Annotated in this window: 12 protein-coding genes; 2 read left to right on the top strand and 10 right to left on the bottom strand. The window is 48.3% G+C overall.

Features of this window, described 5'->3' with window-relative positions:
- Positions 1-20: 20 nt before the first annotated feature.
- The 6 genes from IEW48_RS11315 to IEW48_RS11290 all read right to left on the bottom strand — a co-directional run bounded on the left by IEW48_RS11315 (position 21) and on the right by IEW48_RS11290 (position 7,505).
- Positions 21-1,301, bottom strand: a complete 1,281-nt coding sequence (locus IEW48_RS11315) for a nucleotide sugar dehydrogenase (protein ID WP_188623850.1) — start codon at positions 1,299-1,301, stop codon at positions 21-23.
- Between the two features lie 15 nt (positions 1,302-1,316).
- Positions 1,317-2,528 carry a glycosyltransferase family 4 protein gene (locus IEW48_RS11310; RefSeq protein ID WP_188623849.1) on the bottom strand — a complete coding sequence of 404 codons (1,212 nt, stop codon included), beginning with the start codon at positions 2,526-2,528 and terminating at the stop codon, positions 1,317-1,319.
- Positions 2,503-3,747, bottom strand: coding sequence for a glycosyltransferase family 4 protein (locus IEW48_RS11305; RefSeq protein WP_188623848.1), 1,245 nt, complete (start codon positions 3,745-3,747; stop codon positions 2,503-2,505). The genes IEW48_RS11310 and IEW48_RS11305 overlap by 26 nt, the downstream gene beginning before the upstream one ends.
- Positions 3,744-4,469: an ABC transporter ATP-binding protein gene (locus IEW48_RS11300; RefSeq protein ID WP_188623847.1), complete on the bottom strand. Its 726-nt coding sequence runs from the start codon at positions 4,467-4,469 to the stop codon at positions 3,744-3,746. The genes IEW48_RS11305 and IEW48_RS11300 overlap by 4 nt, the downstream gene beginning before the upstream one ends.
- A gap of 1 nt (position 4,470) precedes the next feature.
- Complete coding sequence (locus tag IEW48_RS11295; protein ID WP_188623846.1) at positions 4,471-5,256, bottom strand: ABC transporter permease; 786 nt, start codon at positions 5,254-5,256, stop codon at positions 4,471-4,473.
- A 281-nt stretch (positions 5,257-5,537) separates the two neighbouring features.
- Positions 5,538-7,505, bottom strand: a complete 1,968-nt coding sequence (locus IEW48_RS11290; protein ID WP_188623845.1) for a heparinase II/III family protein — start codon at positions 7,503-7,505, stop codon at positions 5,538-5,540.
- Between the two features lie 82 nt (positions 7,506-7,587).
- On the opposite strand from IEW48_RS11290, the gene IEW48_RS11285 reads away from it, so the two are divergent.
- Positions 7,588-9,207, top strand: coding sequence for a hypothetical protein (locus IEW48_RS11285; RefSeq protein WP_188623844.1), 1,620 nt, complete (start codon positions 7,588-7,590; stop codon positions 9,205-9,207).
- Here IEW48_RS11285 and IEW48_RS11280 read toward each other — a convergent pair.
- The 4 genes from IEW48_RS11280 to IEW48_RS11265 form a co-directional block, all read right to left on the bottom strand.
- Positions 9,204-11,591, bottom strand: a complete 2,388-nt coding sequence (locus IEW48_RS11280; RefSeq protein ID WP_188623843.1) for a cell wall-binding repeat-containing protein — start codon at positions 11,589-11,591, stop codon at positions 9,204-9,206. The two genes, IEW48_RS11285 and IEW48_RS11280, sit on opposite strands and share 4 nt — an antisense overlap.
- A 196-nt stretch (positions 11,592-11,787) precedes the next feature.
- Positions 11,788-13,329: an N-acetylmuramoyl-L-alanine amidase gene (locus IEW48_RS11275; RefSeq protein ID WP_188623842.1), complete on the bottom strand. Its 1,542-nt coding sequence runs from the start codon at positions 13,327-13,329 to the stop codon at positions 11,788-11,790.
- 458 nt (positions 13,330-13,787) lie between these two features.
- Entirely contained in the window at positions 13,788-16,487 is a 2,700-nt protein-coding gene (locus tag IEW48_RS11270; RefSeq protein ID WP_188623841.1) for a cell wall-binding repeat-containing protein, read from the bottom strand.
- Between the two features lie 200 nt (positions 16,488-16,687).
- Positions 16,688-19,534 carry a cell wall-binding repeat-containing protein gene (locus IEW48_RS11265; RefSeq protein WP_188623840.1) on the bottom strand — a complete coding sequence of 949 codons (2,847 nt, stop codon included), beginning with the start codon at positions 19,532-19,534 and terminating at the stop codon, positions 16,688-16,690.
- A 936-nt stretch (positions 19,535-20,470) separates the two neighbouring features.
- Here IEW48_RS11265 and IEW48_RS11260 point away from each other — a divergent pair.
- Complete coding sequence (locus IEW48_RS11260; protein ID WP_188623839.1) at positions 20,471-22,975, top strand: cell wall-binding repeat-containing protein; 2,505 nt, start codon at positions 20,471-20,473, stop codon at positions 22,973-22,975.
- Positions 22,976-23,039 lie beyond the last annotated feature (64 nt).

Raw genomic sequence — 23,039 nt, 5'->3', positions numbered from 1 at the left:
CCCGCTTGCCAGCCACAGGATTAAACATGTACCTCCAAGGGCAGCTTGGAACCAATCTCAAAATACTTAAAGCCCGCGTTTTGCACAGCTTCTTGGGAGCAAATATGCCGCGTATCCAATACATTATGGTTGCGCATGAACCCTTTCAGGCTGGCAAAGTCAAGTTCAGCAAACACCTTATGATCGGTCAGGATCACCAGCAGATCAGATCCGGACAGCGCTTCTTCCACACCGTCCACTTTTCCGGGTATCTCCGCTTTAACATAGGGATCATAGATCTTCAGCTCATAGCCCTTGTTGCGCAATTCCTCCAACACAACCAGGGACGGACTTTCACGCATATCGTCGATATTGCCTTTGAAAGCCAGCCCAAACAGGGAGATGACTGGATTGTCGATGGTTTTCACCAATTCTTCAATCGTGTGCACCACATGATAAGGCATGCTGTCATTAATGTTCCGGGCCGTAGTGATCAGCTTGGCTTCCTCAGGCGCCTGCTCGATGATAAACCACGGGTCAACGGCAATACAATGTCCGCCTACCCCCGGACCCGGACGGTGAATGTTCACACGGGGGTGACAGTTGGCCAGTTCGATGGCTTCCCATACGTTGAAACCTACTTTTTCAGCGATACGGGCAAATTCATTAGCCAGGGCAATATTGACATCCCGGTACGTATTTTCCATCAGCTTGACCATTTCAGCCGTTGTGGCATCGGTGACATGAATTTTCCCTTTGACAAAAGTTTTGTACAGCTCGACGGTTAATTGGGCTGATTTTTCATTGATGCCGCCGACGATGCGGTCATTGTCCACGAGCTCTTTAAACAACTGGCCAGGCAGCACACGCTCCGGAGAATGGGAAACATACAAATCTTCCCCAATATTGAGTCCGCTCCGCTGTAAAATCGGCACCATGACATCTTCAACCGTTCTCGGCGGAACAGTGGATTCTAAAATGACCAGGTTGCCTTTTTCAAGATAAGGCACAATCATCTCTGTGGCACTTTTGACATAATCCAGGTTAGCGGTCTTATCCGCTTTGATCGGCGTGGGAACGGCAATGATGAACGCATCCGCTTTGGCCGGAGCAGTAGAAACTTCCAGCCTGCCGTTATCCATCACTTCGGTCATCATCTCTTTTAAGCCCGGCTCTTCGATATGCAGTTGTTTCTTTTGCAACGTTTCGACCACCACTGGATTAACGTCGACACCATGCACTTTTAAGCCATGTTTGGCAAACATCACTGCAGTTGGCAAACCGATATAGCCTAATCCCATCACACACAGTTTTTTCATCACAGTTCACTCTCTCCCTTAACTGGATAATATTTTCAGGTATTTATGAATTAAAGCATCCCAAGAAAAGTCCTGTATAAAACGGTGCAGCCTGTCTTCCTGCTGCCTGTTTTCATGATCTTTATGCCGGGCACGGTCTAAAATAGCTCTCTTGATTGCTATTGTATCATAGTCAACCCGTTTACCTAAGCCATATTTTTCTACCAATTCGGCTCCCTCTCCCTGGCCGATATACAAGATCGGGATACCCAATGCCCCGTATTCAAAAACCTTGCTGGGAATAACCGTTGCAAACAGAGGACTTTGCTTTAATGACACAATGCCTAAATCTGCTTGCCTGTACCATTTAAGCAGTTGTTGCTTATCTGTCTGAGCGGGAATGAAATGGACATGGGCAAGCTGATGGTCACGCACATAGCGCATTAAATCCGGCTTGGCCAGTCCTTCACCGACAAAATAAAAGCGGATGTCAGGATCATTCTGTAACATGCGGGCCGCTTCCAGCACGATCTCCAGCTGCTGGGCATAGCCCAGGTTACCTATATAGACCACCCGGAATGGCTCACCAGCCGCCAATCCTGCGCTTTGCCCCGCCCCCCTGTAGCCCAGGGTCCAATCGGGGATGCCATTGGTAATCACCTGGATCTTATCAGGGGGGACACCCTGCCGGACCAGCATCTCCTTCGAGCGGCGGGTGACCACGACAATGGCCCGGCTGACACGGTAAAACAACAGCTCCAGCTTCTTTAAGAGCCTGTAGATCACTGACTTATCACTCATACCGGTGACGGCCAGCAAAGAATCCGGCCACAGGTCGCGCACATCCATCACCCATTTGACACGCAGCACCAGAGCCAGGATAAGACCCACCAGGTTGACCGGAAAAGGAGGCGATGTGGTCAGGCAGACCCGCACCGAATACCTCAAGCAAATAAACGGTGCCATGAGCAAAGCGTAGAACAAAAACAGCAGCTGATTGACGATCCTGGCTGTTTTCCCTTTTAAGCCCCGGGTGATGACCGGACTGCGAAAAACCCGGATCTCCCCGTCCGCATCATCCAGCTCCACACCCCGATACAGGTCTGGTTCTGGATAGCTGGGGCTGGCAGTTACGACAAACAGTTCATAACCGTGACCCTTGAGGCGGGAAACCAGATGCTTCATCCGGTTGCTGGCCGCCCCGATCTCTGGAGGGAAATGTTGGCTAACGAGCAGCAGCTTGTTGTTCATGCTCAGGCGCTCCTAACTGTTGGTACATCTTCACCAGTTTGTCCCGTTCTTTTTGCCAGCAAAATTGGGTCCGTTTGACCACACAGTTCTGTTTAAAAGCATCAAGGCGGTTGATGACCTCCAGGATGCCTGCTTTAATCGCTTCAGGCGTTTCGGCGACACAAATTCCGGTTCCTTCCCCTTCCACAACATAACGCTTGCCGGGATGATCTGAAGCAACTGTGGGGATCCCGGCCAGCAAATACTCAAATATTTTGTTCGGGGTGGAATAATAATTGTTCAGACACGTATTTTTATAGATGACCAGCCCCACATCAGCCTGCTTGGTGTACCAAAGCAGCGATTCAGAGGGAACCGGCTCGTGAAAAAAAACCCGCTTGTTCAGACCCAGTTCATCCACCATGGCCTGCAAGTTTTCTTTCAGACGGCCGTCTCCCATCAGGACCAGCTTAAACCGTTCCGGTAACAAGGCCACCGCTTGAATACACTCTTCCAGTCCCCTTTCCGGGTTTAAGCCGCCCTGGTAAATGAGCAAAACATCATCATCGCACAAGCCGTACTTGCAGCGCAAATCAGCCACATCATCCGGCCGTTGTTGACCGAAATCCGGCAAGACAGGCGTGTTCTGAATCACGGTAGTGGGAAGGGGCCCGTAACGTTTGAAAAACTCCTTTTTTACAAAAGGGTTGACCACAATCAAGTGATCGATATGGCGGATCAGCCGGTTCTCCACCCAATAACCCACTCGCCGTTCCAGCGCATTTTTGCCTGCCATTTCATTGAAAAGCTCATGGGAATCATAGACCAGCCGGGTGCCGAAGCGCCGGGCCAAACGGGTCCCTGCCGGCAAAGTATTTAAATCGTGACAGTGGATGACATCAACGGGATGCTGGCGGAGCCAGGCCTTAACATGCCGGTAATACTCCTGGCTGGCCAGTATGTCTTTCAACAATTTAAGGACAGGGGTGCGGACGATCCGCAATACATGCCGGGCAGCCCCTGAGCCTCTCTCACTGTTGGTGATACTGCGCCTGATCCGTTTGGTGCTGATTTTCAAACGCAACAGTTCCACCCGCTCATGCAACACAGGAGGATCCTCAGGGTATTCTTCCAGGCAGGCAATGGTCACCTGGTGTCCCGCTTCGGCCAAAGCCACCGCTTCCCGCTTGACCCGGGCATCATAATGGATATCCTTAAACAACAGCATCAACACATTCATGTCTTATTCCCTCGCATGAAGGCTTGATAGGCTTTGACCACCTCTTTGGTTTCCCCGACGGCCTTTTGTTCTCCTAGATGAATCCAGACCACCCGGTCACAAAGCTGGTTAACGAGGCTGGCTGAGTGGGTGACAATGATTACGGTCCGGTTAGCGGCCACTTTTTGTAAAATGGCCTCCCTGCATTTCTCTTTAAACGCTTCATCGCCCACACCCAGCACTTCATCAATCAGCAGAATCTCCGGGTCAAGGGTAATGGCCGTGGCAAAAGCCAAACGGGAACGCATCCCGGCCGAATAGGTGCGCACCGGTTTATAAATAAACTCGCCCAGTTCCGAGAAAGCGATAATCTCTTCCAGTTTTTCATCTACTTCCTGCTTGCTGTGTCCCAATAGCAAACTGTTAAGATAAATGTTATCCAAACCGCTCAAATCCGGTTTAAAGCCTGCGCCAAGGGAAAGGAGCACGGGCCGTGAGCCCCGGACAATATATTCCCCTTTGTCGGGCTGGATCAAACCGCTCAGCACTTTCAACAGCGTGCTTTTGCCGGATCCGTTGCGGCCAATCACGCCCAGTACTTCCCCCCGGCGGACGTTGAAATCAATGCCTTTCAGCGCCCAGAACACCTTGCGTTCCCGGTTCAGCCAGGTACGCCACAATCCTCCCTGATGGTCAGGGTAAGAGACCCATACATTGTTCAGTTGGATGACATCAACACTCACATCAAATCACCTTTGCATATTCTTTTTCATACTTAAATAACAGCTTCAGGGACACATACAATAAGACTACAGCGGCAAACAAGATGACAAGCAGGTGGTCCCACAACGGCACCTCTTGCTCCAGCAAAATATTGCGGTAAGAGACGATCAGACTGGTCATCGGATTAAGATACAGATAGGGCGCCACGGCTTGGGGCACATCTTTCATTGTATACAGCACCGGAGACAGGAAAAATAACATGCGGGCCACATACTGCATGGCATTGCGTACATCCCGCACATAAACCCCCAAGTGGGCCAAAATAATCATGCCCCCCAGGAGCAGGACAAACTGAACGAAAGCAATGGCCACATAGTAAACAGCATGGGTGCTCAAATTAACGCCGTAAATCCAAATAAACAAAAATAAAACCACTGATCCAATCACAAATTTCAGGGTATTGACCAGCAGGCTGGACAAAATAAAAACAATTTTGGGCACATAAACTTGCTGGATGATTTTCTGGTGGGACACAATGGCCCTCGTCCCGTCAACCAGACAGGAAGTCGTCCATTTTAATGGAATCAGCGCCACAAAGAGGAAGACGGCATAACCTTCTCCGCCTCTTTGCAGAATGACTTGAACCAGCAAATAAAAGACCAGCATGTACAAGACGGGATCCAGCACCCACCATAAAAAACCGAGATAAGTGCGGGACGTGTTTGTTTTCAAATCTGAAAGGGTGAGATAATAGATTAAATCTTTATGTTCCTTAAGATCGTGCCATAATTTCTTTAAGATAAACATGGTTCAATCTCCTGTAAGACTGGTATTGACGTTTGTCGTGCTGTCTCTTTGCAAACTCTAAATATAAATTATAACCTGCTTGAATGAAGCACTGCAATGAACAAATGCGGTTTGACATGATTTGTTATTTAACAGCATGTTTCAGACTGTCCCCATTTAATTATCCGTTCGACGAAAAGGAACCCAGCCTGTCCGTCACCCTTTGACCTTGCTATGAACGTTCACAAATGATTACATAAGAGGGAAGCCGCGAAAGCTGACTCCCCTGCTTTTACTTCAGCCTAATCTCCAGTGTTCCCTTGTCTTTTCAGCTTCTCTGCTTCCTCCTGCCAGCGCAAACGCCGCTGTCGTTCGGCCCGGTATTTTTCCCGATACTCATAACTGGCCGCTTCCTCCATCGCTGCCCATAGCGCGGGCTGGTCAATATGCTGGACATCCAGCACTAGACCATCCATGGCCAAGAAAATGTGCCGGAGACCCACCATGATGACAACCTCCTGCTGCTGATTGTCCCGGTCTGTCCAGCGGATTGTGATTCGGTCCTGCTCCCAGCGAAAATCTGTTAACTTTTGCCGCTCGGGTTGGATGTTAATATGAGTGGCAAATCTTGCTTCTCTCCCTGTTAATGTATACCCTGCGGTCCAGGCAGGCTCCAGTTTTCCGTATTCCACCGAACACCAGCCGCGGAGCGGGTCTGTTTCTCCCCTGGCCAGCTTAACCTGCACCTCTTCCTGGTTCATCAGCGGCTGCAGGGATATGCCCTGCTTCCCGTCCATGGCGGCCAACACCGCCTTGTCCGAGAGCTTGCAGTCCAGATTGGGATAAAAGGTAAAATGCTGTTCAAAGTGATGTTCCTTATATCCCTTCAACCAGTCTAAGACAATGGTTTCATAGGGCTTTAGCATGAGCACCATGCGCCGGTGAACCACACCGGGATACAAACAGTGGGCTCCGGCAGCAAAAGCAAACGGTTCCCCCGCATAATAATCGGTCAGACCCGACTTGCCGATATTCAGGCGGACCGTTTCCGTATTCTGTCCATCAACGGTGACAGTGTTGTGCGCCCGTGTGGAGACCACGTACTTCCGTTCCGCACTGTCATAATCGTATTTGTATTGCCCCCCGTCGATCAAAAGGGGCTGCCCATGTCCAAAGACCGTCAGCGCCAAATCATCACAATGCTTGTGCACCCTGGAATGAAAACTGCTGTAGAACACCACCTGCATGGTATCCTGATCGTAAGGCCACTTGTTCCTAAAGACGGCGTACCCCCCTGCAGGAAAGAGGGCATCCAGCTCCTGGGGCGGCTTTCCTGCTTGTCCCTTGCTGATCACATATTGCAAGGCAGCAAATTCATTCTCAGGAGGATTGTACAACGTACGTTCAGCCGGTTGCATCACGGTATCGCCAAGTCCTGGAAGCTGCCCGTCCGGCTGCAAGATATAGGTCAGATAACGCATTTGTTGTTTGATGCAATGTATCAAACGCTCAAAATGCGGACCATCCCTGTCTTTTAGAAAATAGGCGAATTTAAGCAAGCGCTCAACAAAAATCAGGGTATATTGGGGTGAATGTTCCCGGTAACTCCCATCGCCGGCAAAGAGATGACCCATTTGTTTCCAGAAGCGTCTAAGGGCGAGTTCACGCCACTGATCCGCTTCAGGTAAAAACTCAAAGACAACAGCGGCTACATATAAAGCCATATCCTGATCCAAACCGTGATTATGGTTGTCCATATAAAAATCAGGATCACACAGCTTGCGCGCATGCTCGGTCACAAGATCGCACACCGTCTCAAAGAAACGGTCATCCCACTCTGTTTGCCGCCATAGCTCAAACAGCTTGCTGATGACAATTAGCCGCAAAGCCGTGCTGTGATCATGCCAAGCCATAGGTGAATCAGACCGGGGAAAATGATGTTTGGCCCAGTCTTGAGTCAGCTCTACCGCTTTGTTTAGGTAACGTTTTTCTCCCAGCCGTTCATACCCGCTAACCAACAATTCTACACTAATGAAAGAATGGAGGCGGAACTGCCATCTGCGATCCTGCAATGGATCACTGGTCCAAATCCGATCCTTTTCCAGTTTGACCACTGGAAATTGGTCATCTACGTAGATTTCATTATTTAACAGCTGATCGCAAATTGTTTTTAATTCTACGATATTACTCAAGCTAAATACCTTAATGTACGGCCGGTTTCTCAGCTTCCTTTTCAGTGTTTGCTTCTTTGAAAAAGGGTTAGGTATCATACTGATCCTCCATTTATGATTCAGAATTTGATAAAATGAAAGCGGTCTATGTCTGTGACAGATACAAATGTGAGGTGAAAGCATGGCATTGGTATTTAACCCTTGGAAAAACCATGGTTTACCAGACGAACAGGTACGGCTTGTGATTAAAGATTTTGACAGCAAAGCATTTTACAAGATTGAAATCATCCATAAAGCGGATGGTGATTATGTTTTAACTGACAAAAAAATAGAAACTAATAAATGGAGATTTAAATATAAATATCAGGTCAAACAAGAAAAATGGGTCGATGTCACGCCCTATATGGAGATGATAACAGAAAAGGAAAAACATGAATTTGAACATGTCCTTCTAGACCGGGCCGCTTTGAAGCAGGAAGAAGTGCCTGGATTTATTGCCCGCTGGGAAAACGATGCTGAAGCTTGTTTAAAAGTGATGGGCAAAGCAGCATATAAATTTATAAGAAAACTTTGGACTGATCCCAGTTTCAGCCCCCAAAACGTGCCGGCCATTGTCCAATATGTTAAGGAAAAGAAGGGCTTTACCGCTTCCTTTTCAGGCAATCTATTTTTTTATTTCAGCATCTATCTGGAACTGAAAGCACTATTTGAACGGCAGCAGCTTCAGCACCACTCCTACGCCGACTGGCTTGAAACCATCAATACAGACCGAGCTGTTGCTGATGCTATTAAAAAGTTAATAAAACAATGTGAAGATTTCGCTTCATCTTTACAGCTGGCCACTGTGCTCAAGGCCAAACTGGAAAGCCTGCTGGGAAACAGGAAGAAGGCTGCCGCGACGTTCCACCAAGCCGCACTGTTTGAGCCCGATTATCTCAAGTATCTTCATTTTGATCAGGGTGTCTATACTTATTCCGATTTTCAAGTCCGGCAGCCATGGGCTAGTAAAGTCATCATCCTGATCGATAGGTTGAAAAAAAGCAACAAACCTAACAACCTGGAAGCGGCTAAAGACAGGGTGACATTTGTTGGCCAGCCTCCAGCCGGCGGTCACGATGACTTGATCATCCTTATTTCGCTGGATGAGAAGTTTATGCGCTGTTACGGCAGCCAGCTCATGTTTTATGTCAATGTTTTAAAACAGTATCAGTTTCATTTTCACTTAGTGGGAGATATACCTCAAGCAGAAAAAGTGATACAAGAAACTGAGTCCCTGTTTCACTCGATCCATCGCTACCGGGGAACCTTATCCGCTGTAAAAAAGCCAAGCTTTTCTATGGAAAGGGTACCTGAACACGTCCAGGATCAGAAGACATATTATGCTTGCTCAAGATATCTCATTGCGGAGCAGATCATGGACAGATTCGACACTAACCTGTACATTATGGATGCCGATATAATCCTTCTCTCTGATCCTGCCCCGTATTTCCAGAAACTGCAGCAATATGATGTGGCCATCCCCTTTTCCGCAGGCGTTGTGATCGCTTGCCCCTGGAGAAGGCTGATGGCCGGCAATGTCTTTATTAAAAATAACCCGCCAGGGCGCCAATTTTTGGCCTTGGTCAGACAGTATATTCATGAGCATACCGGCAAGCCCGCAGCATGGACATTAGATCAAAATGCGCTCTGTTATGCTTTCGAATGCATGCGCAACAACCAGGATATCCTGATCGGAAACTGCAACCAATACGTCAAACCGATGGAACAGGGATCGATTCATAAGCTCATTGAAACGCTCTAAGGACTCATACCATATTCAAGTTCCCGAGCAATGAGCCTGCTTACGGCTGCTTCTCCCCCCAGAATGATAAAGCGGGTAAACAAATTTTCTTTAAGATAATCCCTGGCCGCCTGCGTAAGATCGTGGTCTACCAACAGCATCCCGCTGTTCAGCCGGGCTGCTAGTGCCGCTCCGCTCAGGGCGTCCGGAAAGTCGCGTCCTGTGGCCACAAATAAAGTATCCCTCCCTGGATTAAAATAGCGGTTAACCATAACATTTGTCTCATAGCGGTTAGCACCGGAAAGGCGCTGACTGGACCCAAGCTCCCTGTACACTGCTTCACTTATCACTTGGTTACCGCCAATCACAATGGTGGAGGCAATATTAAGCTCATCTATGACAGTCTTCGTCTCATCCGGCAGTCTTGTGGCATCCGTAAGCAAGATAGGAAAGCCTTCTCTGGCCGCATAGGCAGCAACAGACAGGGCATCAGCAAAAGACTTACCATTGGCCACCACCGCTGTGGAAGCATCACTGGCCAGTTCCCGGGCAATTTGTGCGGCTGTGTCATAGCGGTTTTTGCCACCTATCCGTTCCACGCTTTGTACTATTTCTTCCAGCTCCCGCTGTACTGCTTGACTGACTGCCCCTTCCTGACCAATGATGATGGCTGTTTCAGCTCCCAAACGTATTATTTCTTCCTTCACGGCTTCCGGAAGTTCGTTCCGCCTTGTCAAGAGAACAGGCGCATCATATTTGTAGGCCAAAGGCACACTGGCCAGGGCATCAGCAAAGTCATCCCCTCTTGTAATGAGCACCACATCGGCGGAATCCCAGCCGTACTGACTGACAGCCACTGAAGTCTGATAGCGGTCTGTCCCCTGGATTCTTTCAACAGCGGCTGTCCCCTTGGCATTCAGCACATGTTGAACGGCAGCATAGGCTTGCACCAGCCCATGCCCATAACCGTGATTTGGGGATGAGGGATAGTTCCCGTCGGTTAACGGCAGGGCTGTCATGTTCAGGATGGTTTCAATCTCGTCTACTGTTAAACTTGGATCAGCTGACCTTAACAAGGCAGCGACACCGGCCACATGGGGAGCAGCCATTGAAGTACCGTCCATACGGGCATATCCGCCCGGAACGCTGGAGATGATCTTTACGCCCGGAGCAACGATTTCCGGTTTAACTCCCGCATCCTCATAGACGCTGGGCCCTCTGTTGGAGAAAGACGCCAGTTGGTTGTGCTTATCCACAGCACCCACCGCATAACTTTCCGGATAATGCGCCGGGTTGCTGATCGACCCTGCCTTGGCTCCATGGGGAGAATTGCCAGCAGCAAAAACAGGCACAATGCCCGCATCCCGCCATGCCTTGACAACCCCTCTAAACCAATCGTTCTTTTGTGGAGCACCTCCCCAGGCGTTGACGACAATATCCGGAGCTAAAGCCGGATTCCCATCGGGCGCCAGCATAAACTCACCAGCATTCAGTAGCCAGGATGTTTGCCCACCCTCTTCGGTAAAGGCCCGGGCAGCAATCCACTTAGCCTCCGGAGCAACCCCAACCGGATACTGCCCTGCGGGATCCTCACCCACTACGATACCCAACACATGAGTGCCGTGAGGAGTTGCCGCCAGATCATAGGGCATATCCTTTCCTAACACAGCATCAAACCAGTTTCCTTTCGGATCTGGTTGATCAGGCCGAGAGGGGTTATATCCCCGCCATTTGGTTTTCAACGCTTCGTGTTGCCAATGCACGCCGGTATCGATGATCCCTACCACAACCCCCTCACCGCGGATACCCAATTTATCCCACACCTGTTGCACCTGAATGCGTTTGAGATTCCATTCCAGCCCGCCTGACTGGGGAGAGACAGTGTCTAGTGAGGACAACTGAAGCTCAATCTTCTCATCAAGGGCGATGCGGGCCACTTCGGGAAAGCGGGCCAGGTCTGCAATCGCCTCTTTACTGGCCCGGGCATAAACAGCGTTAATAATATAATAAGGATAGTAGTCAACCACTTTTCCTTCCCGCTGATAACGCTCAAGACGGTTGATCAGCCTCTGCTGGCTTGCCGTGGATGTTTCCTGCAAAGCACGGACGACCGCCTGTTTTTGCAGCTGCTGTTTCACATGCATGGGCAGAGTTTGAACATAAGCCTTTTCCAAGCTGTGTACAACCTCTCGCGTATCCGCCTGCTCCTTTAATTCGATAATGACATCAACAAATGGACCGTGATGAAGCGCTTCAAGGACATCCTGTTCAATTTTTGAGTGTGCATTTTCTGCATAGGCAAAGCTTTCAGCGGCTATACCGCTGTCACCACTCAAAAAAGTCAACAACAGTGTCAAAAACAAAGCCAAACCAGTGAGCCAGTTACTCTTTTCCCTTACCCCCATTTCTTCCACCTTCCCACTGTTCCATGTCTATTACCTGTCTTTCTCTTACATCTGCCATTCTATTATAGCGAAAAATCAATAGATTGAGTGACCCAAGCTTTCCAAAAAAAAATAGCGCCCTGCCTCTTTTTCCGCGCAGAGACAAGGCTTATCTAGGCCCATATTTTTACTTATTGTTTACTGTTCATGGCCTATTTTATTTTTTGGGCAAATTCCATGCTTTGGCGATGCCTTCTGCCACAGCACGGGCCAGATCTTTTTTAAATTGGGGATCTTTTAACAGTTTGGCATCATTGGCATTATCAATAAAAAGAAGTTCCAGCAAGACAGCAGGCATTCTCGTCTCCCGCAACACGGCAAAATTAGCTGCCTTCTTCCCTCTGTCTCTCACATTGTATTTGCTCAGAGATTGGACAATATGATCATGAACAATGGCCCGTTTTTCATGGGTAACAGGATTTGTAGCCCGGTTATGGACAAAACTCTCGAATCCCGTGCCGCCTCCGGCATTATGGTGAATCGAAACGAAGTAATCCGCTCCCCAGTTGTTGGCCATCGCTGCCCGGTCACTCAGACTGATAAACGTGTCCGTTTCCCTGCTCATTTTCACTTCTACTTGACTGTACTCTTTGACCAAAATGTCCCTGACCATCAGTGCAATTTCCAGGGTCAAATCTTTCTCTCTTAATCCGTTACCCACTGCTCCAGAGTCTCTTCCCCCGTGTCCAGGATCAATAAAGATCTTAATTGCATGCTCTATACCTTGCAGGGCCAGCACAACACTGTTGGTGATGGCAGCTTGTCCACCAATGATGATATACAAGGATGGGGCATATTTGTTTACAAAATATTGCGTGGCCGCATTGAGCCGGTTGGGCTCAGTTAACAGCACAGGCATGTTCCGCTTTGCGGCTAGCACAGAACCGGTTAAAGCATCGGCAAATGACACCCCACTGGCCACCATCACTTCCCGCTTGGGCATGTTTAGTTCTTCGATGACCTTAACCGAAGTTTCATAACGGTTGCTTCCTGCGATCCTTTGAGCTCCCGGCAGCTGCTTGCGCACGTCCTCACTGATCACCGCCGTCCCGCCGATAACAATGGTTTTGTTCACTTGCTGAACATAGTGCCGGGTCTCCTCCGGGAGTGTATTCCGCTGCGTTAACAGGATAGGAATACGCTGTCGGGCTGCATAAGGCGCAATAGCCAAAGCATCTGGAAAATTCTCCCCAGAGGCAATAATGGCTGTCTCAGTGTTCACTCCTTGTATACCGCGCATCTCTTCCGCTATTTTTAATGCCGTTTGATAACGGTTGTCTCCCTCCAGCCGGCGAACGGTCAGTTCCATCTCTTCTTCCAGTTTGTTCTCAACATTCCGGGAAATGGCGCCCGTTCCCCCAAGCACAATCACTTCTTTAGCTTTCAATCGCTTGATCTCATCAGCTGTTATCTTAGGCAGTTCATTTGGCCATGTTAATAGAATGGGAGCATTATTCAAATAAGCCAAAGGTGTGCCAGCCAAAGCATCAGCAAAAACATCACCCCTGGCCAGGATGACGGTATCCGAACGATTCCACGACTTAGAGATTTCAACAGCAGTGGCAAACCGGTCAGTGCCCTGAATCCGCTGAACCTCAACCGAATTGGCCTCTGCAATAAACAGCGGATGAATGAGCAGTGACCCAATCAAACAGAACACCAATAACAGCAGGACGAACTGATGCAGCCGCTTTGACATGTTTGCATACCCTCCTGACCACTTCAATCAGTTTAGAGATTAATCGTTGATAATTTTGAGCTTATATTCAACATCGCCAAAAGCTGACATCGTTTTAATCGTTCTCTTTTCTTTATCGGCATTCTTCACCTGAACATTTAGAGAAAAACTTCCCTTTTTCTACGCCCGCCCACTCGCTTAACTGGACAATAACCTGCCATGCTCTCCTATGGAGGCATAGCATCCCAGACCTATTTTACCAACAATTACATGTCGAATTTTGTCGAATTACTGTTTACTTTCATTAACAGATGGTTATAATGAAACTGAGAGCAGTTACTGCTCTCTTACTCACAAAATAGTCCCTGGGCCACAAGGGTTTCCCTTGTGGCTCCCTATCTTTTTTAGAGTTTTATGACTACCGGCAGGTGAACCATGCCCACAGCCACTTTTGAGACAGAACAGGTGGCAGTTTTTTTTTACTTGTTCAAGTCCACCTCCAAGGTGTCTCCATTGTCCAGCATGAAACGCACGCCATCGCCTTCCACAGCCACATCAACCACATTGGTCTCATTGATATAGAACAGGGTCTGAAATTCAGCTTCCCTGGCGGTTTGCACAAAGTGGACACTATGGCTCGGTTGAAGCTCATTCAGTTCGGTTGAGCGCCAGCCGCGAACCGGGTCCGTTTGCCCGTAATAATGCTCCAAGCGCTCTGCCGGCTGCAACTGATGCAGGAAAAGCTCTGAATCATCCACCCGGCTGGCCAAGTGCAATCCGGCTTCGCTCTTGTCCACAATTTCCACTTCGGGGCCGATCTGAAACAGCTGGCTGACTTCTCTGGTTTTATAGCCTTTCACCCTGTCCAGGATAAAAAAGGTGTTGGGCTTCAAATGAATAATGCTGCGCTTTATATTGACAGCGGGGTATAAATGGTGCTCAGCTGTTACATAACTGTACGTCTCACCCAGGTAGTAACCTGTAATTTTCGACCGTCCCGCTTGCTCATTGGTCAGTGCATAGCTTTCTCCGCCCACAGCGATGGTGTTATGGGCAAACACGCTGCGCAGGTACTGACGGAACGGATCCTCCTCTTCAAAGTTGTACATCCCGGAATCGACAAAATAATCTGTCCAGCCATGACTGAGCACAAAGGAAAGATCGTCGGCGTGTTTGTGGATGACGGAATGAAAAGCGGCAGTTAACAGCATATAGATCTGGTTGTCAAACGTCCAGCTGTTGCGGAAAACAGCCGTACCCCCTTCTGGATAAACCACATCCAGCGCCTGTGGCTGACGTCCCTGGGCACCTCTGGTCAGCACATAGGCCAACTGTTCATCAACCTCAGCGGCATCCATTCTTCTGGCCAGCTCCATGCTCCGGGTGTCCCCCAGCAAGGGCAGCTCTCCGTTAGGCTTGGCAATATAAGCCAGATAACGTTCCATCAGCCGCAGTTGTTCTGACAGGTCTACCAGAGGCAAGCCGTGGGATTGGACAAACCGCTCCAACTCCTTAAACTGGTTATAAAACAGCAAATGATAATTAGGACTGTGCTCCTTATGTACCCCTTCCCGCGTCAAATCTTGTTTTAAACGCTCTGTCAGACGGCTGATCGCTTTATCCCGCCAGGTATCGTGCGGATCTGTCCAGGGAAAGAGCGTGACAAACTGCAGCAAAGCTTTATCTTGAAAAATGCCATGGTTATAGTGACTGTAATTGCGGTCATCGGCCAGATAAGAAGCATGACTGTGCATTAACTCTACCAGTATTTCAGCCACAGCCGGATCATACAGCGGACTGTGCCGCCATTGTTGCCAGAAATACGTCAAGGTAATCAGCCGGTTGGCAGCAGCATGATTATGCCAAGCCATGGTGCTTGCTGCCGTCCGGGGATCAGCATTGTGCTTCCGCCAGCTGTGAATATACCATTCCGCCTTAGCCAGATATTTATGTTCACCGGTCAGCACATAGCCGTCCAGCAGATAGCTGACATGATGCAAACTGTGCAGGTACAGCTGCCAGGTGCGGCTGTCGTAGGGGTTTTCCGTCCAGCTCAATTCACCCTGAAATGGATAAGGTTCAAAATGAGAGCTGACATAAATGGTATTATTGTAATTATAATCAGCAAGCTCTACAGTATTGTGATAAAATTGCGTTGTTCTGAACCAGTAGCCCTCGTCACCTCCGGCAGCCTCCTCGGCCATCTGCCGCAACGTGTCCCGGACGGATTGGTCAACCACCTGTTCCCCGCCAACAACCACCTTCCAGCCTAGACGGCCCTGCCTGGTCTGTGTGCTGACCCACTCCTTCACTTCTTCAGGCAAGCTGTCAACTTGCGTATACAGTATGGGTTGACCGTACACAGCAGCCCCCACGGCATCGGCCAGCGCGTGCCCATTAACCACAACCAGCCCGGTTGGCCGTTCAAAAAACAGATTGGCCACCTGCACGCTGGTGGCAAAGCGGTTCTCCCCAGCCACCCGCTGCACTTCCAGACCCAGCTTCGTTAGTTCCTGTTTGACGGCCGGACTGATCACTGCCTGTCCTCCGACCAGATATACACGTTCAAGTCCCAAACGGTTGATGCTTTGTTTGGTTACATCCGGAATCTGATCCTTGTGGACAGGCAAAATAGGCAGCTGTTGTTTAAAGGCCACTGCTCCGGCCACCATGGCATCCGCGCTTTGAAAACCATTGACCACCAAAGCGGCTTTAGCCTTGATCCCGGCTTCACGCAGTATATTGGCTGCTGTGTCAAACCGGGTTTGACCTTCAATCCGCTTCACCTGGCCGACCAGGCTGGCCACTTGCTCTTCCACACGGCGAGAAACGGCCGCTTCTCCACCCAAAATATAGGCCTGTTTTGCTCCCATTTGTTGAATGGTTTTAGCCACAGCAGGATGAAGCTCATTGCGGTGTGTCAACAAAATGGGGCTGTCCAAGGCCCCGGCCAGAACACTCGCTGTCAGGCCATCGGCAAAATCGTTGTTCAGATCGCCGCGGGCAATAATGACAGTGTCACTTTGCATAAAGACTTCCCTGGCGATCATGGCACTCGTTTCATAACGGTTCTGGCCCGCGATCCTGCTCTCCAGGTCAAAAGCCCCCGCATTGAAGGGCTCCACCAGCAAGGCCACCAAGACAACAACCAGTACAGTCAGCTTGATTCCCTTGTTCATACCCCTATCCTTTCTATTTCTTATTTTTCTTTTTTAACCCTACATCCTTATATCCGACAAATTGCTGTTTGTATCGTTCCCACTATAGTCTACCAAATTTTTCCCCCGTTGAACAGCTTGTTGCTCGCCTTGGCGCTGTTTAGACACTGAAACTTTCACAAAAAAAGGCTGCTGGATATCCAGCAGCCTTTATTCCTAAATTATTTTGTTGCAGTTACTGTAGTTCCAGGTTTAATTTTATTTCCTGCAAGATCTTTAACATCAAGGTTAGAATCTTTTACAGTCACTGTTACAGTTTGATTGACATTGTACGTTGGTAAGGTTAATACAAGCTTGTTGGGTACCGGTTGAGAAATATCTGTTGCGTTAACAGTTACACCGTTGATTTTTACAATAAAGTCATTTAACCAGTCTTCTTTAGCAGGTGCATCAGGTAAAGGTGCCAAAGCCTCACTGAAAGTTAGTTCTAGTGTTGTTTCGTTAACTTTTTTGGCAGAAATTAATTCAGGTTTTACATTGTCATAAAGAGTGATTAATTTGTTTCTGTCTTCATCTTTCACTTTTGCTCCGTTTTCAGCTACGACGTTTTCAGAAATTGTTAACAGATATGTTTCTGTTTTTGCAATTGAACCTTCGGGTAATTCAATTTTCACATTTTGTTTGTTATCTTCAAAGTACAAGATAGTACCTGCTGGCAACGCTGCACCATCAATCTTGTAATTAGATGCTGAAACAGCAGAGTTGGTCATATTTACGCTATACTGCAAGTGAATTACATTATTAGTTGTATCATTAACATTTACCGTTACATCTGCAACTGTTCCAGATTGTTTAGTTAGCTTGAGCGTTGTGGCAGCATTTTGGTTGCCTGCCAAGTCTTGTACTGCACCAGCACCCAGGTTAATAGTATACTCACCAGGTGCAAGAGATGCAAATGCAAGTTGAAGTACTGTATTATCTCCATGTCTTGGATCACTTACAATACTTGAACCAAAACCAGTCAGTCTAACCCCATCTTTATTGGTAACAATAATTTTAGTGGCATTTGGATTTCTAATCTCTTCATTAAACTGAATTAAAATATTGTTTCCATCGATTCTGCTATGGTTTTGTACTACGGCAGGAGGTGTAGTGTCTTTGGAAAGAACAATGCTCTTTGTAACTGGGCTGCCGTAGTTATTGTTGCTATCTTTAATATTAGTAACAGTTACCGATAAGGTGACAGAGGTTTCCCCATCATTGTAGAGCGGAATTTGCGCATCTCCTACTGTTACAGTATAAAGGGTGCTGTCCGTTAAGCTTTGGTTGATGCTGAGAACATTCAAATCATACCCGTTCTTTTTGACAATAACTTTTGGATTTTGAACCAATGTTTTATTAAATTTTAATGTAAACTGATTCTCGGATTTAGGTTCGATGCTTACCAAAGCAGGAATTGTTGTATCTTCTGTAATAGTAAATGATGCTGACAAGTATGCAGCTGTGTTTCCTACCAAGTCTTTTGCTTTATATACCTGAACTGTGTGTGTGCCACTCTTAAGAGTAGGATTGTTTGCATTAGTTAACCTGACAGTCTTTTCATTAACACTTACAGTTGAATGAGTTACGCCATTAAGTTTCACATGCTCAACACTAGCAATATAGTCATCGAATTTGATGACAACATCGTTTCCGTCAACATCAACTTCAGTAATTGATGGAGGTGTGGTGTCACTGAATACCGGAAGAGTTACTTGGTAATCTTCAGTCATCCCTTTAAGGTCGGCTTTAGCAAGAACTTCTTTTTTGACAGTAAGCGTTACAACATCTCCATTAGATAATCTATTACTTTGATTTAATACAAGCTTCACAACTTTGCCATTTGTTTCATGAACAGAAACTTCATAATTAGTAGCAACGACTACTTCGTTGTTAACTTTAACTTCATAGTTGCTTTTGTTTTCTGCTGTTAACTTATCAACTTCTTTATTAAACTCAATTGCAATATCTCTAGCGTTAAGAGCATTTACAGAAACAACAGCCAGTTCTTGAGGAATAGCTGCTTCTACTTTTTCTTGCAGTTTGGCAGCAAGGTCAGCAGAAACAACTTGCGTACCGCCGAAGATTTGGATCTTCAGGTTGTGGTTCTCTTCAAGCAGTGCATCAATGTATGCTTCTACGGATTTGTCCAGACCTTTGCCATCGGCGTTAGCGTAAAGGATCGGGTTGCCATAGACGGAAGCACCGACAGCATCAGCCAGGCTCCAACCGTTCACAACACCGACAGCTTCTACTTCAGCAAAGGCAGCTTCAGCAAAGGCAGCGCTGGTTTCATAACGGTTGTTGCCAGCAACGCGGGATACATCATAGTCAGCTTTAAGTGCTTCAACAACTTTAGCACTTACAACAACTTCTCCGCCGACAATGACAACTTCTTTAATGCCGAGTTCAGCCAATGCTTGAGCAGTGACTTCAGGCACTTCATCTTTTTGAACCAGCAGGATCGGTTGACCGTAAGCGAAAGCGGCAGCACCGGCAACCATAGCGTCAGCGTTGGCAAAGCCGTTTACAATGTAAGCTACATCAGATTGAGTACCAGCTGCTTTGGCAATTTCTACAGCAGTTTCAAAACGGTTGCTACCGGAAAGACGCTCTACATCGTCTACCAATTTAGCCAGATCGTCCTCAACTGCTTCAGAAACGGCAGTTGTACCACCGAGGATATAAGCAGTAGTTGCACCCAATTCTTCGATGGCATCAGCAACTGAGCCAGGAAGTTTGTCAGCTGCAGTGAGCAGGATTGGAGCATCCAATGCACTCGCCAGCACACTGGCAGTCAAACCATCAGCAAAACCAAACTTATTTTCACCATTAACGACGATGACAGTGTCTGCTTTTCCGTAAGCGTCAAGTGCGATTTCAGCAGATGTTTCATAACGATCAGCACCAGCTATTCTCTTAACAACCTCTTCAGCGTGGGAATCAGCTGAAGCCAATGCAGGTGTCAACAGTGTAAACACCAAAGCAATCGTCAAGAGAATAGAGAGCTTTTTGCGTAAGTTACTCACAGAATAGTCCCTCCTGTTAGTTTATTACGTTTTAGTTTATTACGTTGTGATTTGAGTGAAGCTTTGGGTGAAGCAAATGATGGTTTCAGCCTTATCTCCTATGTATGAATCACTCCCTTCACAAGCATATTAAGATTTAGGCTTAAGTATGCATAGGTGCCTAAAATTTTAGGGCTTGCAACCCATACATACAATGCTTAGAAGTAACGAATGTTATAGTAAGTGCCTAGTTGGGGCACCTATAACCGATCCTAAAATTATGTAGCGAGAACAGACAGATCAAGCAAGCATGCTGAAGAATGCATATTGAATTATACTATGCCTGACTGGCAGTGTAAAGGGTTAAAAGCAAGGTTTAAAAGCTTTAATAGGCCAATTGCATTTGTGTATTAAACCCCTACTGGGGCACCTTCCTTACCCAGAAGACCAAGGCGACAAGTCTAAGTATAACACAGAATGTGGAAATTGTTAAGAGGATAAGGGGCTTTTTTCTGAAAACTCGGTTTAATAGCTGACATCCTTTGACACTTACATTGCCAGGTTTTGCCTTGGTACGCTTACCATAATTTTCTGCACACCTCTATTATAACCACTGGTTTGTCTCCTGTCATCCTCCCTTTCGTTGGAAAATGTGACCAATTGATAGGTGGAATAGCCCTTTTAAAAATATATTGCTCCTCTCCTATTTCCATTTCATTCGACAAATCTCTCAATTTTCCTTCTCGCCCGCCCAATTTTCCCCTTTAATTCTTTCAAATTGAGACTTTCTCCCTATTTTTTCATATGTTTTATATGATTTTCACCTTTAGTTAAAGACACATGGAAGATTTTCCATTATACTTTCTTATTAAAGACCTTAAAAAACAAAAAATAGTCTCATAGTCTCATCTTTATCAATTACATTTACATATGGTTAAAAAAAGGAGAGGAGAACCGATGTCGAGCTTTTTCCGCCTTCCAATGAAACGCTGGCTGATCCTGTTGTTAGCCATTGCACTGGCTGGCACAGCATGGCCGCCGGCAACAGCTGCTTCATCCCCTTCTTCCATCAATGTCCAGGCTGCGAAAGAGATGCTGCCAGCAGAGAATGGTGAGTGGCAGTTACTTGCCCGGGAGGGAACATTGACCGTGCCTGTTAAACCCGGTGCTACTGCACTGGAAGTGGTGCTTCCCAAAAACGGCCCCGCCGTAACGGCACCGGCTGGCTGGAAGACAGAGGTAAAACAAGTCACAAACAAGCAGGTGATCCTGCATCTTGTACCGGAAAGCGCCTCTGTTCAAGGCACTGTGCAGCTGACCTTTACAGCGCTGCCCCAGGAGACAGAAGATCCCAGGGTGTTAAGTTTGTCCTGGGTTGGCGGCGGGGAAGAGACAAGCGAGACAAGCCTGTCTGTCAGCCAGTATGCGCCCGCTTCCACTGGCACTGCCCCGGCCCCGGTGTACATCAGTGACAGCAAAATGACCTTGCGTCCCTTGAACGACGGCCATATTGAAGTTCGCGGACCTTCCGCCACGCGCAAATATGCCGGTCACATCTTAATCGAGGAATCCGGCGGAAAAATCTCCTTGACCAACCGTGTCCGCCTGGATCTCTATCTGCAAGGGGTTGTGCCGCGGGAAATGCCGGCTTCATTCGGCGTAGAAGCGCTAAAAGCACAGGCCGTAGCCGCCCGCACCTATGCTCAACGCCTTGACTTCGGCAGCAAACCGGACCGGAGACTGTTAGACACCCAGGCCCACCAGGTCTACGGGGGCATCTATGATGATCCTACCTGGTCTCCCCGTGTAAAGAATGCGGTGAGCAGCACCGACGGCCGCACCCTGATGTACGCCGGGAACCTGGCTGCCACCTTGTACAGCTCAGCCAACGGGGGCATGATTGAAGCCTCCGCCTATGCCTTCAGCACAGGGCAGGGGACCCAGTATCCCTACATGCAGGCCCGCCCTGACCGCTATCTGTACAATGGCAATAATGTGATCCCGGAAACCTACGGGCAACGAACAGCCAACGGCTTCCGGCCTCCGGCCAATGTCTATGAATGGACAGTGACGCTGAACGCAAGGGATATTGAGCAGCAATGGCCCCAGATCGGCCAGTTCCAAAACATTCGCATTACACAACGCACGCCGGGAAACGGGGCCAACTGGATTGAAATCAGCGGTTCCAAAGGGAAGGTAAATGTCTCCGGCCACCAGTTCCGCTCTGCTTTTGGAACCATGGTCATCCGCTCCACCCAGTTTGATCTGAAAGTGAATGCAACCAAGAGTCAAGTAACAGTCAACGGAAAAGGCTTCGGTCACCGGACCGGGATGTCCCAGTGGGGAGCCCAGGGCCTGTCCAATTTGGGAGCCAACTATCAGCAGATCCTGTCCCACTATTATCCGGGAACAACACTCTCCAAGCGCTACTCTGATACAGAGAAGACCGTCCATGTCCGGTTGTTTGGCGGTACAGCCCGGAACAGCTGGCTGATTACAGCCCCGGAGGGTGCCGAATTGCTGGACAGCTCCGGCAAACGCGTGCGGACACTGAGTAAGGGCCAATTGTATGAACTGAAACCTGCTAACGTAGAACGCATCAAGGGAGACAACCGGTACGGCACAGCTGCTGCCATCAGCTCCAACTGGAAACAGGCGGATACCGTGATTATAGCCCGCGGGGATGATTACGCCGATGCCCTGGCCGGCGTTCCCCTCGCCCATAAGCTAAACGCACCGATTCTGCTCACGGGCTCAAACAACCTGCCGCCAGAAACCAGACAGGAGCTGGAGCGTCTCAAACCAGCCCAGGTGATTTTGCTTGGAAAAACTAAGGCAATCAGCGAGGACGTGAAATCTGCGATCGAAAAGATCAATCCGGGCAGTGAAGTGACACGCATTGGCGGTGATAACCGGTATGATACTGCCCGTTTGATTGCCGCCCATGTGGCTCCGGAAGGCGTGTCTGCTGCCGTTATTGTCAATGGCCAGGATTTTCCTGATGCCATCTCAGTCGCACCTTTTGCCGGCCGAAACGGCTACCCGATTCTTCTGGTCACAAGGGATCAGATCCCTCTTGAAACCCAAGAGGCGTTGGAGCAGCTTCAGCCCGGGAACACTTATGTGATTGGCGGCCCGGCAGCAATTGATGAGGGATTATTGCCTGAAGCTAAACGCCTCTACGGCAGTAACCGCTTTGAAACGAATTTGGACGTGCTCAAACACTTTAAGGCCACAGGCCAGCCGCTCTATGTGGCCACCGGATTGGATTATGCCGATGCCTTAACCGGTGCGGTGCTGGCAGCCAAACAAAACCGGGGCATCCTGCTGGTCTCCCGCACAGTGCCCCCCAAAACAGAAGCCTATTTCAAACAGCATGGCTTGCCGCCGTTCACTGTCTTTGGCGGGCAGTCAGCCGTCTCTGACCAGGTGGCTTACCAACTGTTACACCTGCTCAAGTAGTTTACCTGATTCATCTAGTGAACTATCCTCTGTCAAACACAAAACCCCCTTCCCGGATCTTCTG

This window comes from Caldalkalibacillus thermarum, assembly GCF_014644735.1.
Lineage (GTDB): Bacteria > Bacillota > Bacilli > Caldalkalibacillales > Caldalkalibacillaceae > Caldalkalibacillus > Caldalkalibacillus thermarum.
The sequence above is the reverse complement of the archived record's forward strand: the minus strand, read 5'-3'. Positions and strand labels throughout refer to the sequence as shown.